Below are 12,350 nucleotides of genomic sequence, written 5' to 3'. Positions count from 1 at the left end.
ACCGCACCCGCGCTCAGGCCGGGTCGCGCAGGGCTTCGAGCGCCTCGGGGTTCTCCATCGACGAGAGGTCGCCGGGGTCTTCGCCCCTGTACACCGACCCGATGGCGCGACGGATGATCTTCCCCGACTGCGTCTTCGGGAAGGCGTCGACGAACAGCAGCTCTCGCGGGCGGAACGGTTTGCCGTGTTCGTCGCCGACCAACTCGCGCAGCTCCTCGCGCAGCGCGTCGCTCGGGTCGGCGTCCGGTTCGAGCACGACGTACGCGACGACCGCGGTTCCGGTGGTGTCGTCCGGGACGCCGACCGCCGCCGCCTGGTTGACGGCGTCGTGGTCGATGAGGACGCCCTCTATCTCGGCCGGCCCGACCTTCCGCCCCGCGACGTTGAGGGCGTCGTCGGCCCGGCCGTGGAGGAACCAGAAGCCGTCCGAGTCCTTCTGCGCGAAGTCGCCGTGATCCCACAGATCGGGCCACGTCGACCAGTACTCGTCGAGGTAGCGCTCGTCGCCTGACCACAGCGACTTCGTCATCGAGGGACAGGAGTCGCGCGCGACGAGGTAGCCGCGCTCGCCCGACTCCCTGACCGACTCGCCGCTCTCGTCGACGATGTCGATGTCCATTCCGAGCCCCGGGCCACCGAGCGTACAGGGCTTCAGCGGTTGGTTCGGCATCGGCATGAGGAAGCAGCCGCAGATCTCCGTCCCCCCGGAGATGTTGATGATCGGGCAGTCGCCGCCGCCGACGGCGTCGTAGAACCAGCGCCACGACTCGGGGTCCCACGGCTCCCCCGTGGAGCCGAGGATTCGGAGCGAGGAGAGGTCGTAACCTTCGACCCACTCATCTCCGTGCTTCCGGAGCGCGCGGATCGCGGTCGGCGAGATGCCGAACTGCGTGATCCCGTGGCGGTCGATCATCTCCCAGAAGCGGTCCGGCTGGGGGTGGTCGGGCGCGCCCTCGTACATCACCACGGTCCCCCCGAACGCGTGGTTGCCGATCAGCGTCCACGGCCCCATCATCCAGCCGATGTCGGAGACCCAGAAGAACCGGTCCGCGGGCTTCTGGTCGAAGCCGAAGTGGATCTCCTTCGCGCACTGCGTGAGGACGCCCGCGTGGGTGTGAACGATGCCCTTCGGCGTCCCGGTCGTCCCGGACGAGTACAGCAACATCGACTCCTGATCGCTCGGCAGCCGCTTCGTCTCGTAGGTCGACGACTGTGAACCGACGGCCTCGTCCCACGTCCGGTCGCGGTCGTCGTCCCACGGGACGGGGTCGACGGCCGACGCCTCGGACCCCTCGGGGCCGCGTCCCGCCGGCGTCGCGCCGAGGCGGTCGTAGACGACGACCTCCTCGACGTGGCCGGCGTCCGCGATCGCTTCGTCGGCGGTCGCCTTCAGCCGCACCTCGTTTCCGCGGCGATAGAACCCGTCACCCGTGAACAGCACGTCGGGCTCCGCGTCGTCGATCCGGGTGGCGGTCGCCTCGCGGCCGAACCCGGAGAAGATCGGCACCGCGATCGCACCGATCTTCAGGCAGCCGTAGAGGATCGAGACGACCTCCGGGACCATCGGCATGTAGAGCCCGACGGTGTCCCCGGTCTCGACGCCGGCCGACGCGAGGTAGTTCGCGACGCGGTCGGTCTGACGGCGGAGCTCGTGGTAGGTGATCTCGCGGACGTCGCCGGGTTCGCCCTCCCAGATCAGCGCGACGCGGTTGCGGTTCGGCGAGTCGACCGCGGCGTGGCGGTCGACGACGTTGTGCGCGACGTTGACCTCGGCGCCGGGGTACCAGTCGGAGAACTGCGGGCCCTCCGCGTCGTCACGGACGGCGTCGTAGTCGGTGTAGAACTCGATGTCGAGGTAGTCGACAATCTCGTCCCAGAACCAGTCGACGCCGGACGCGGGTTCGCCCGCGATCTCCGAGGTGGTACGCTCGATCAGCGCCTCGTAGTCGTCGATCCCGTACTCGCGCATGAACGCGGCGACGTTCGTCGACTCGGCGAACGCCTCGCTCGGTTCGTGTACGACCTCGTCTGTCCCCTCGTACTCGTCCATCTCGTCCGAGGGTTTTCCCGGCGACAGTAAGTAACTTTCCTGAAAGACCTACCGCGGGTCCGCGCACTCGCCCGCGACCGAGACCGTCTCCGCGTCGACGGCGACCGTGGCGTCGTAGCGCAGACAGGTCCCGGCGTCCCACGCCAGTCGCCCCCCCCCAGTCCGGTCCCGTCACCGCGACCTCGTGACGGCCCGTCGCGCCCGCGACCACCTCGTACGCCCGGGCGACGCCGGGGTCGATCCGGTCCGAATCGTCTTCGTAGGCCGTTCCGTCGTCGCCCTCGACGACCACGTCGACGTCGACGGGGTCGTCGCCGTCGTTGCGGACCGTCAGGTCGAGTCGACTCGGGTCGGGGTCGCCGGAACCGAGACAGCCGGCGACCGCGCCGGCGACGGCTCCGGCGCCCGCGGCGAGGAGTCGGCGTCGTTCCATGGCTGTCACTCGTCGTCGCGTGACTTCAATCCCCAACGCGGTACACGGCGAGCGAGGTGCGAGAGGCGACCGTCGGAGCGGGGCGAAAAGCGGTCACCGCGGCGAAGACGAGCCGTCGCGAGCGGCTTACTCGGCGTCGACCGCGGCGTCGAGGTCGGCCGAGCTGTCGTCTGACTCCGCCTCGGACGCGTCGGTCTCGGACGCGTCGGACTCGACGGCGGCGTGCGTCGCCTCCGGAACGATGTCGACGGAGGCGACCTCGTCGTCGGGGTCGAGGTTCATCACGATGACGCCCTTCGTGTTGCGGCTCACCGTCGATATCTCCTCGACGCGCGTCCGCATGATCTGGCCGTCCGCGCTCATCGCGATCAGGTGGTCGCCGTGGGTGACCGCCTCGATGGCGACGACCTCGCCGTTGCGATCGCCGGTCTTGATGTCGACGAGGCCCTTGCCGTTCCGCGACTGCGGCCGGTACTCGTCGAGGTCCGAGCGCTTCCCGTACCCGTTCTCGGTCACGGTGAGCACCCAGTTGTGGTACCCCTCGTCGATGGCGGCGACGCCGGCGACGGCGTCGCCCTCGCGGAGGTCGATCCCGATCACGCCGCGGGCGGTGCGGCCCATCGCGCGGGCTTCCGACTCCTCGAACCGGATCGCCATCCCGTGTTGACTCCCGATGACGATGTGGGTGTCCCCGTCCGTGACCTCGACGTCGACGAGTTCGTCGCCGTCCTCGAGCCGGATGGCGCGGATACCGGTGGACCTGATGTTACCGAACTCGTCGACGGCGGTCCGCTTGATGTAGCCGTCGCGGGTGACCATCGTGAGGAACTCGTCGTCGTCGAGGTCCTCGGTGTTGACCACCGACTCGATCTCCTCGCCGTCGTCCAGATCGAGGAGGTTGACCGCGGACTTCCCGCGGGCCGTGCGGGACATCTCCGGGATCTCGTAGGTCTTCAGCTCGTAGATCTGCCCGTGGTTCGTGAACACGAGGAGGTAGTCGTGAGAGTTGGCCGCGAACACGGAGGAGACGCGGTCGCCCTCCTTGAGCCCCGTGCCGATGATCCCCTTCCCGCCGCGGTTCTGCGCGCGGAACTCGTCGAGGGGCATCCGCTTGATGTAGTCGTCCTCGCTCATCACGACGACCTGCTCCTCTTCCGGGATGAGGTCCTCGTGAGTCACGTCGCCCACGTCCTCGATGAAGCTCGTGCGGCGCTCGTCGTCGTACTCGGCTTTGATCTCTTCGAGCTCGTCGACGATCACCTGATCGAGCTCGCCGGGGTTCGCGAGGATCGTCTCCAGCCGCTCGATCCGGGCGGTCACGTCCTCGTACTCGGACTCGATCTCCGCGGTCTCCATCGACGTGAGCGAACCGAGCTGCATCCGGACGATGTGTGCCGCCTGCGCCTCGGTGAACTCGAACGCCGACTCGAGGGCCGCCTTCGCGGCGTCGCGGTCGTCGGAGTCCTGTATCGTCTCGACGACGCTGTCGACGTTGTCGAGCGCCTTCAGCCGACCTTCGAGGATGTGCGCGCGGTCCTCGCGCTCCGCGAGTTCGTGTTCGGAGCGCCGCCGGACCACGTCGCGCCGGTGCTCGACGTAGTGTTCCAGGGTCTCCTTGAGGTCCAACACCCGCGGCGAGCCGTCGACCAGCGCGAGGTTAATGACGCCGAACGTGCGTTCGAGGTGGCTCTCCAACAGCTGGTTTTTCACCACTTCCGCCATCGCGTCGCGCTTGAGCTCGACGACGATCCGGATGCCGTCGCGGTCGGACTCGTCGCGGAGGTCGCGGATCCCCTCGATCGAACCCTCGTTGACGTCGTCCGCGATCCGCTCGACGAGTCGGGACTTGTTCTGCTGGAAGGGGAGCTCGCTGATGACGATCCGGCCCTCCTCCTCGTCGACCTCGAACTCGGCGCGGACGCGAATGCGGCCGCGGCCGGTCTTGTACGCCTTGTGGACCGCGTTCCGGCCGACGATGTTCGCGCCGGTCGGGAAGTCGGGCCCCTTGACGTGTTCCATCAGGTCCTCGACGGTACAGTCGGGGTCCTCGATCAGCGCGACGGTCGCGTCGATCACTTCGCCCAGGTTGTGGGGCGGGATGTTCGTCGACATCCCGACCGCGATGCCCGAGGAGCCGTTGACGAGCAGGTTCGGGAACGCCGCCGGCAGCACTTCGGGCTCCTCCAGCCGGTCGTCGTAGTTGGCCTGGAAGTCGACGGTGTCGCGCTCGATGTCCGCCATCAGCTCCTCGGCGATGGGGGCCATCCGGGCCTCCGTGTACCGCATCGCGGCCGGCGGGTCGCCGTCGACGGAACCGAAGTTCCCCTGGCCGTCGACGAGCGGGTAGCGCATCGAGAAGTCCTGCGCCATGCGCGCGAGGGTGTCGTAGATGGCGCTGTCCCCGTGCGGGTGGTAGTCGCCCATCGTCTCGCCGACGACGGACGAGGACTTGCGGTGCGCGGAGTTGCTGGTCACGCCCGCCTCGTTCATCGCGAAGAGGATGCGGCGGTGGACCGGCTTGAGCCCGTCGCGAACGTCCGGCAGCGCGCGTCCCGCGATGACCGACATCGCGTAGTCGATGTACGACTGCTCCATCTCGTCTTCGATGCGCGCGTTCGTCACCTGCGCGGCGGGAACGCCCTCGGGGTCAGTGTCGGGTACGTCGGAGCTCATATGTCCACCCACTCCGCTTCGGTCGCGTGCTCTTTGATGAACTGCTTCCGCGGTTCGACCGCGTCACCCATCAGCACGTTGAACATCCGGTCCGCCGCGGCGGCGTCGTCGATGGTGATCCGCTTGAGCCGACGGTTCTCCGGGTCCATCGTGGTGTCCCACAGCTGGTCGGGGTTCATCTCGCCGAGGCCCTTGAACCGCTGGACCTGCGTGGGGTTGCCGTCGCACTTCTCCTCGACGATGCGGTCGCGTTCCGCCTCGGTCATCGCGTCGTACGTCTCGCCGCGGTAGCGGACGCGGTAGAGCGGCGGCTGGGCCGCGTACACGTAGCCGGCCTCCAGGAGCGGCTTCATGTGTCGGTAGAGGAGCGTCAGAAGGAGCGTCCGGATGTGGGCGCCGTCGACGTCGGCGTCCGTCATCAGGATGATCTTGTTGTAGCGCACGTCGTCGATGTCGAACTCCTCGCCGACGCCCGCGCCGATCGCGGTGATGAGCGCGCGGATCTCGTCGTTCTCCAGGATGCGGTCGAGGCGGTGTTTCTCGACGTTGAGTATCTTGCCTTTGAGGGGGAGAATCGCCTGGTTCTCGCGGTTCCGTCCCTGCTTCGCGCTGCCGCCCGCGCTGTCGCCCTCGACCACGAACAGCTCAGCCTCGGTCGGGTCGCGGGTCTGACAGTCGGCCAGCTTTCCGGGGAGCGCCGTCGACTCCAGGGCGGACTTCCGGCGGGTCAGCTCCTCGGCCTTCTTCGCGGCCTTCCGGGCGCGCGCCGCCTCGGCGGCCTTGTGAACGACCTTCTCGGCGGTGTCGGGGTTCTCCTCGAAGAAGGTCCCGAGCTTCTCGTGGGTCGCGGACTCGACGATGCCGCGGACCTCGCTGTTGCCGAGCTTCGTCTTCGTCTGTCCCTCGAACTGCGGGTCCGGGTGTTTCACCGAGACGACGGCCGTGAGCCCCTCGCGGACGTCTTCGCCCTTGAGGTTGGCGTCGAGGTCGTTGACGAGCCCGCGGTCGTTGGCGTAGTCGTTGACCGTCCGGGTCAGGGCCGTCTTGAAGCCGGTGAGGTGGGTCCCTCCCTCGCGGGTGTTGATGTTGTTCGCGAACGCGTGGACGGAGCCCTGAAGCTCCTCGGTGGCCTGCATCGCGACCTCGACGTGGACGCCGTCTGACTCGTCCTCGAAGTAGATGACGTCCTCGTGGATCGGCGAGCGCGTCTCGTTGAGGTACTCGACGAACTCGCGGATGCCGCCGTCGTACTGGAATGTCTCCTCGGTGTCGTCGCGGTCGTCGACGAGCCGGATCTTGACGCCGGAGTTGAGGAAGGCCAGTTCGCGGAGGCGGTTGGCCAGCGTCGACGTCTGGAAGTCGGTCGTCTCGAAGATGTCCTCGTCGGGCCAAAAGCGGATCCGGGTCCCGGTCGACTCGTCGGCGTCCATGTCGCGGACGCGCTCGAAGCCGTCCTCGGCGGGTTCGCCGCCAGCGAAGCGGTGGCGAAAGACGCCGCCGTCGCGTTTGACTTCGACCTCTAGTCGCTCGGAGAGGGCGTTGACGACGCTGACGCCGACGCCGTGGAGCCCCCCCGAGACCTGGTACGACTTGGAGTCGAACTTCCCGCCGGCGTGGAGGACGGTGAGGATGACCTCCAGCGCGGGGCGGTCGTACTCTTCGTGGGTGTCGACGGGGATGCCGCGCCCGTCGTCGCGGACCGAGACGGACCCGTCGTCGTGAATGCGCACCTCTATCCCCTCGCAGTAGCCCGCGAGGGCCTCGTCGATGGAGTTGTCGACGACCTCGTAGACGAGATGGTGGAGCCCCCGACCGTCCGTGGACCCGATGTACATCGCCGGTCGCTTACGGACGGCCTGTAGGCCTTCGAGGACCTGTATCTGGCCGGCTCCGTATTCGCTCTGCTCTGACATAGGAACTTACTCCAGCTAATTGCTGTCGGCTTATAAAGCCGGCGCACGCGCGCGGGCGTGAGAGGCCCCGAAGCTTCGCGAACGGTAAACTGTGGGGCGTAGCGCCCGCCGTCGCACGGTCGAGCCCGTGTGCCGATCGCTCCCACAGCTACAAGCCCGGGCCGCGAGTAGCTGTCGTCGATGCTACCGATCGCGGACTCCTTCGAACACGTTCACCGCGGCTGCGAGATCCGGTACGGACGGGGCCGAATCGCCGGTCTCGGCGACTGGCTCGCCGATCGCGGCCTCGACGACGCGCTCGTCGTCTGCGGCTCGAACACGGGCGCGAACGACGCGCTGATGGACCCGGTCCGAGTGGGACTCGGCGAGCGGCTCGCCGGCGTCTTCGACGGGACCTCGCCGGACAAGCGGGTCGAGACCGCCTACGACCTGCTCGACGCGCGGGCCGAGGTCGGGGCGAACGTCCTCGTCGCGGTCGGCGGCGGCGCCAGCCTCGACATCGCGAGGCAGGCGACGCTCCTCGCGGCCGACGGCCGCGACCTCGGCGACCTCCGCGCCGACGCTGAGGCGGGGAACGACGCGCTCGGCGACCTCGCGCCCGGGAGCGGCCCCGCCTTCCCGTCCGTCGTCGTGCCGACGACCTTCGCGGGGGCGGACATCTCCACCGGCGGGTCGCTGGAGGTGTTCTCGGCCGAGGAGTCGCCGACCGGGCAGCCGATCAGCGTCAGCGGGGGCGGCGCGTGGCCGATCGCGGACGTCGCGGACCCGGACCTGTTCGAGACCACGCCGACCTCGGTGCTGGCGGGGTCGGCGATGAACGGCTTCGACAAGGGGATCGAGACGCCGTACGCCCGCGACGCCTCACCGGTGAGCGACGCGGCCGCGGTCCACGGGCTCCGGCTCCTCGCCGACGCACTCCCCCGCGTCGCCGGCGACAGGCCGGACGGCGAGGCGACCGTGGACCGCGCGGTCGTGGGGTCGCTGCTCGTCCAACTCGACCGGAAGATTAGCGTGATCCACGCGTTCGGCCACGGGTTCGCCCGCCGCTACGACGTCCAGCAGGGCGCGATCCACGCGGTCGTCGCGCCCCACGCGCTGGCGTACCTCTTCGACGAGGTCGACGGGAGTCGCCGGGCGCTCGCGACCGGGTTAGGGGTCCGGACCGACGGCCGCGGCGACGACGCGATCGCGGAGGACGTCGTGGAGGCGGTCGCCGACGTGCGCGACGCGCTCGACGTCCCCGCTCGGCTCCGAGACCTGCCCGAGACCGACGAGGCGGACCTGCCGGCGATCGCGGAGTTCGTCGCCGATGACCCGCCGATGGAGCGCGCGCCGGGGGAGTTCGACGCGACGGTCGAGGGGGTTCTCGGCGTGTTGCGCGCGGCTTGGTAGGCGGCTCGTACCGCGCTCACGCGGCTCCGTTCTACGACTCGGCCGCGTACGTCTCCAGCGCGGTCAGGCGACCCTCCGCGACGTCGAACACGTCGACGAACGCGAACAGCTCCTCGCCGTCGGCGTCGAGCAGTCGGCCGTGGACCGCCACGCCCGGACCGGACGGATAGACGCGCTCGACGGCGTGCGTCGTGTCCGTGTTCGGTCGGTCGTCGCGCATGAACGCGACGAACCGGTCGCGCCCCTCGAAGGTCCGGTCCGGGCGTCGCTGGACGAAGTCGGGAGCGAGGACGGACGCGAGTCGGTCGTAGTCCCCGGCGTCGAGCGCGTCGTAGTACGCCCGAGCGAGGGCGCCGGGGTCCGACGCTTGTGGCGCCGGACCCGAGTCCGGGACCGCCGGGTCCGGGTCTCCGGCCGGCTCGTCGCCGCCCGCCCCCGAGCCGGGAGCGGACGGGTCAGGCGGCGAGGGCATCGAACTCCGCGGCCGAGGTGCGGGTTCCCTTCGAGATGACCACGTCGCCGCCCCGGAGGGTGGTGTCGATGTCGGGAGCCAGCAGCCACCCGTCTTCGGGGCGTCGGATCGCGAGCACGCTCGTGGAGACGTCCGTCGCGGGCACGCCGTCGGTGATCGCCGTCCCGTCGAGGTCGCTCCCTTCCGTGACGACGGTCCGCGTGATGATCTCGTCGGACTCCTGGACCGCCATCTCGACGACGGGATGGACGTCGAGGTCGCGACGGACGCCCTCGGTGATCGCCAGCGCGGCGTCGGATATCTCCTCGGTCGCGACGCCGAGGTGGATGAGTCCGCGCAGCGAGACGGGGTCGTCGGCCTCGCGGGCGGCTCGGAGGGTCCACGCCTCGAACCGCGACTGGAGCGCGTCCACCTCTATCTCGAGGTTGCTCACCTCCTCTGCCAGCTCCTCGTTGTCGAAGAGGACGGAGCCGTACGCCAGGTCGACCGCGAGTTCGGAGAGGTTCTTCATCAACACGATCGAGTCGACCGCGCGCTCCAAGTCGTCGATCGCGGGTTCGGCCGGCGGGTTCGGCTCGAACGGCTCCCCGCTCAGTTCGGGGAAGACGTCCGCGACGCCCGCCTCGGGGCCGCGAAGCAGTGTCACGTCGCCCGCCTCCAACCGGGTTGTCGGCCCGGGGTTGAGTATCCAGTCGTCGTCCCGGCGGATCGCGATGACACGGACGCCCGTCTCCGATTCGAGGTCGATCCCGTTCAGGGTCCGGCCGGCGTACGCGGATTCGGCGGCGACGGTCCCGCGGACGAGCGTCTCGACGCCCTCCGAGAGCGCGCCGCGCATCGCGTCGGGGAGGCCGATCTCCTCGGTGACGATCTTGGCGATGTCGCCCGCGGCGTCGGCTATCTTTTCGGCGGCGGAGATGACCCCGAGAACGGGGGCGAGCGTCTCCGCGTCCTTCGGGTTGCGCGCGGCGAGCATCAGGCTCATCCGGGCGCGCATCTGGAGCACGTCCATCCGGTGTTCGAGTTCGACGACCTCTTCGGCGACCGTCGGGCTCGCGTGTAGCACCGCCGAGTACGACAGGTCGATGAGCAGCTCCGACGTGTCCTTCATCTCGACGAGCAGGTCCTTGACGCTCGTCGGCTCGTAGCGGACCGTGCGCTCGTCGCCGCCGTTCATGTGCGTCCCTCTCCGGGCCCGAGTAAAAGGCTTGCTGCGGGGCCGACCCGGAGCCGCGACGGGGCGGCGGGAGCGGACCCTCGGCTCGGGGGCGTCAGGCGGCGTCGCCGGCGACGTATCCCGCGGGCTCGCCGCTGGGCTCCGAGTCACTGTCGGCCGGTTCGGAGTCCCCTCGGACCGGCACAGCGAGGTCGACGAGCGCGAGCCACTCCAGCAGTCGGGCCGCGCGGTCCCGCCACGCGGCCTCCCAGTCGGGGTCGCGAGCGCGGTCGTGTCGCGGCACGGCGTCGCGGGTGGCCGCGAAGAGGTCGGCGGCGGTCAGGGGGTCGGCGGGCGAGGCGTCCCGGAGCGCAGCGAGCGCCTCCGGGACGAGCAACACCCCGTCGCGGAGCCCGTCCCGGACGAGTTCCGGGGTCGGCTCGGCGTCGGCGCGGACGAACCCGCGCGGCGTCTCCTCGACGAGTCCGAGCGTGCGCAGGAAGGCGAGCCAGTCGTTGGCCGTCTGACGGTCCGCGAGGTCGCGGCGCCGCCGCAGCCGAGCGCAGCAGTCGTCCGTGTCGCCGGGGACGAGCGGGACCGCGCGCTGGAAGGCGCGGAGCGCGTCGAGTCCGGTCGGGGGGTCCGGGACGGGTTTGAGTCGCATCGGTGAGGCGTGGCAGTCGTCGGGTCGGGGTCGCGACGCGGCGGTCAGCGGTAGCCGAACGACTCGGCGAGCAGTTCCTCGTTCGTCTCGCCGACGGTGTAGACCGGACCGTCGACCACGTCGACGGTGACCTGCGCCGGGGCGAACACGCTCTCGGGCACGTCGTAGAAGTCCCAGTCGGCGTCCTCGAACACTTCGACGAAGGGGGTTCCGTACTCCTCGCTGGCGGTCGAGACGATCTCGTCGAACCGGTCGTCGTCGCGCGCGACTTGGAGGTGGACCTCGCCGCCGTACGCTAAGGCGTCGTTCGTCCGGCCCATCGCCTCGGTCTCGTCGCGCGTCGAGGGCGCGAGCGGCGCGGCGCCGGAGGCGTGAAGCACGTCCGTGGGCTCGTAGCCGACCTCCAGCAGGCGGAAGACGGCGAGTTCGGCGGCGCGGGCCGCGGTGGTGACGGAGCCGGCCGTCGAGCCGGTCGCGAAGGTCGGGAGGAAGACGCCCTCCGCGTCGACCTCGGCCAGTTCGGCGACCTGCTCCGCGACCTCCTCGTCAGGGAGCGTCGTGGACTCGATCGTCAGGGTGGCGAACTCCGATGAGTCGTAGTAGCCGACGCGCTCGAACTCGGTCTCGCGGCCGACGAGGGCGCGAGCCGGGCCGGAGCCGAGGCCCTCGAAGCCGCCCTCTGTCGTCAGTTCCCAGCCGGCCTTCTGCGAGCAGAGCAGCGCGACTGCGGGGTGGTCGGTCGACAGCTCGACGTACTGGCGGGGCGCGCCGGCGAGTTCGCCCATCCGGGTTCGCAGGTTCGCGAGCCCGGCGGTCTGGATCTCCGCGAGCAGCAGGCCGGCCTCGACGCCGCCGGCCGCGTCGACGCCGAAGTCGACGACGGTGGCGCCGTTGTCCAGTTCGTAGCCGACGACGTCCAGCTCGCCGGCGAAGTCGAGCGCCTCGTCGACCAGCTCGATCGCGGTCCGGTTGATACTCTCCATACGACGGCCTACTCGCTCACCGTTTAAGGGGTTTGGCTGTTCGACCGGTCACCAGAAGCCGTCGGAATCGCTCGGGCCGCCGGCCGCTCCGGGACCGCCCGGGCCGCCGGGACCGCTCGGCCGTGGATCCGGGTCGATCTCGACCAGTTCCGTCTCTGCGCGTGGGTCGATCTCCCGGCCCTCCTCGTACCGGACGAACGAGAGGTAGAACGGCTCGCCGCAGCCGTCCCCGTCGGCGTCCGGCTCGCGGGAGGGCTCGTCGCCGCCGACGTCGGTGCCGCGCACGCCGTCGTGGGGGTCCCAGTCGACGCCGTCGCTCTCGCCGCAGACGAACCGGACGCCGTCGGCGTCGACCGACTCGACATCGCCCTCGCCGCCGTCGCCCTCGTCCGCGTCGAACGGCTCGGTCGGCGCGACGTACGTCCATCCCTCCAGCGGGTACGGCGTCACCGACTTGTCCGCGAGGTACCCCTCGCGTTCGAGCGCGACGAGCGTCCCGCAGTGCGGACAGTAGTACGTGACCGGATAGCTCATGTCGGTGATTAGGGACCGAACGATAAACAGCCGTCGCCGCCGCGTCAGGTATTTGATCGATCGGCCCGTCGTGTTCGGTA

9 protein-coding genes are annotated in these 12,350 nt (G+C 69.8%); 1 reads left to right on the top strand and 8 read right to left on the bottom strand.

The genetic code is table 11. From position 1 onward, the window contains the following. Nucleotides 1-13 precede the first annotated feature (13 nt). The 3 genes from ACZ5KW_RS11565 to gyrB form a co-directional block, all read right to left on the bottom strand. Nucleotides 14-2,050 (bottom strand): AMP-binding protein, encoded by a 2,037-nt coding sequence (locus ACZ5KW_RS11565; protein ID WP_343776533.1) that lies wholly within the window; start codon nt 2,048-2,050, stop codon nt 14-16. A 559-nt stretch (nt 2,051-2,609) separates the two neighbouring features. Then, complete coding sequence (gene gyrA, locus ACZ5KW_RS11560) at nt 2,610-5,156, bottom strand: DNA gyrase subunit A (protein WP_343776531.1); 2,547 nt, start codon at nt 5,154-5,156, stop codon at nt 2,610-2,612. After that, nucleotides 5,153-7,069: a DNA topoisomerase (ATP-hydrolyzing) subunit B gene (gene gyrB / locus ACZ5KW_RS11555; RefSeq protein ID WP_343776529.1), complete on the bottom strand. Its 1,917-nt coding sequence runs from the start codon at nt 7,067-7,069 to the stop codon at nt 5,153-5,155. Before gyrB ends, gyrA begins: the two co-directional genes overlap by 4 nt. A gap of 180 nt (nt 7,070-7,249) precedes the next feature. Here gyrB and ACZ5KW_RS11550 point away from each other — a divergent pair, with 180 nt between their 5' ends. Further along, a complete protein-coding gene (locus ACZ5KW_RS11550) occupies nt 7,250-8,461 on the top strand; it encodes an iron-containing alcohol dehydrogenase family protein (RefSeq protein ID WP_343776527.1) in 1,212 nt (403 codons plus the stop codon). Between the two features lie 31 nt (nt 8,462-8,492). Here ACZ5KW_RS11550 and ACZ5KW_RS11545 read toward each other — a convergent pair whose 3' ends face one another. The 5 genes from ACZ5KW_RS11545 to ACZ5KW_RS11525 form a co-directional block, all read right to left on the bottom strand. After that, nucleotides 8,493-8,933, bottom strand: a complete 441-nt coding sequence (locus ACZ5KW_RS11545; RefSeq protein WP_343776525.1) for a nuclear transport factor 2 family protein — start codon at nt 8,931-8,933, stop codon at nt 8,493-8,495. Further along, nucleotides 8,917-10,110, bottom strand: a complete 1,194-nt coding sequence (locus ACZ5KW_RS11540; RefSeq protein WP_343776523.1) for a potassium channel family protein — start codon at nt 10,108-10,110, stop codon at nt 8,917-8,919. Before ACZ5KW_RS11540 ends, ACZ5KW_RS11545 begins: the two co-directional genes overlap by 17 nt. A gap of 94 nt (nt 10,111-10,204) precedes the next feature. Then, complete coding sequence (locus tag ACZ5KW_RS11535) at nt 10,205-10,753, bottom strand: hypothetical protein (RefSeq protein ID WP_343776521.1); 549 nt, start codon at nt 10,751-10,753, stop codon at nt 10,205-10,207. Between the two features lie 44 nt (nt 10,754-10,797). Then, complete coding sequence (gene mch, locus ACZ5KW_RS11530) at nt 10,798-11,736, bottom strand: methenyltetrahydromethanopterin cyclohydrolase (protein ID WP_343776519.1); 939 nt, start codon at nt 11,734-11,736, stop codon at nt 10,798-10,800. 48 nt (nt 11,737-11,784) lie between these two features. After that, nucleotides 11,785-12,270 carry a hypothetical protein gene (locus tag ACZ5KW_RS11525; RefSeq protein ID WP_343776517.1) on the bottom strand — a complete coding sequence of 162 codons (486 nt, stop codon included), beginning with the start codon at nt 12,268-12,270 and terminating at the stop codon, nt 11,785-11,787. Between the last annotated feature and the right edge of the window lie 80 nt (nt 12,271-12,350).

The sequence above is a fragment of the Halorubrum ejinorense genome, from assembly GCF_055389685.1.
Note: the sequence above shows the minus strand (reverse complement) of the source record. Positions and strands in the feature narration are given on the sequence as shown.

What these genes read in the sequence shown, in the direction of transcription:
- ACZ5KW_RS11525 (WP_343776517.1), bottom strand. Translation starts at nt 12,270, where the DNA reads ATGAGCTATCCGGTCACGTACTACTGTCCGCACTGCGGGACGCTCGTC.
- mch (WP_343776519.1), bottom strand. Translation starts at nt 11,736, where the DNA reads ATGGAGAGTATCAACCGGACCGCGATCGAGCTGGTCGACGAGGCGCTC.
- ACZ5KW_RS11545 (WP_343776525.1), bottom strand. Translation starts at nt 8,933, where the DNA reads ATGCCCTCGCCGCCTGACCCGTCCGCTCCCGGCTCGGGGGCGGGCGGC.
- ACZ5KW_RS11540 (WP_343776523.1), bottom strand. Translation starts at nt 10,110, where the DNA reads ATGAACGGCGGCGACGAGCGCACGGTCCGCTACGAGCCGACGAGCGTC.
- gyrB (WP_343776529.1), bottom strand. Translation starts at nt 7,069, where the DNA reads ATGTCAGAGCAGAGCGAATACGGAGCCGGCCAGATACAGGTCCTCGAA.
- ACZ5KW_RS11550 (WP_343776527.1), top strand. Translation starts at nt 7,250, where the DNA reads ATGCTACCGATCGCGGACTCCTTCGAACACGTTCACCGCGGCTGCGAG.
- gyrA (WP_343776531.1), bottom strand. Translation starts at nt 5,156, where the DNA reads ATGAGCTCCGACGTACCCGACACTGACCCCGAGGGCGTTCCCGCCGCG.
- ACZ5KW_RS11535 (WP_343776521.1), bottom strand. Translation starts at nt 10,753, where the DNA reads ATGCGACTCAAACCCGTCCCGGACCCCCCGACCGGACTCGACGCGCTC.
- ACZ5KW_RS11565 (WP_343776533.1), bottom strand. Translation starts at nt 2,050, where the DNA reads ATGGACGAGTACGAGGGGACAGACGAGGTCGTACACGAACCGAGCGAG.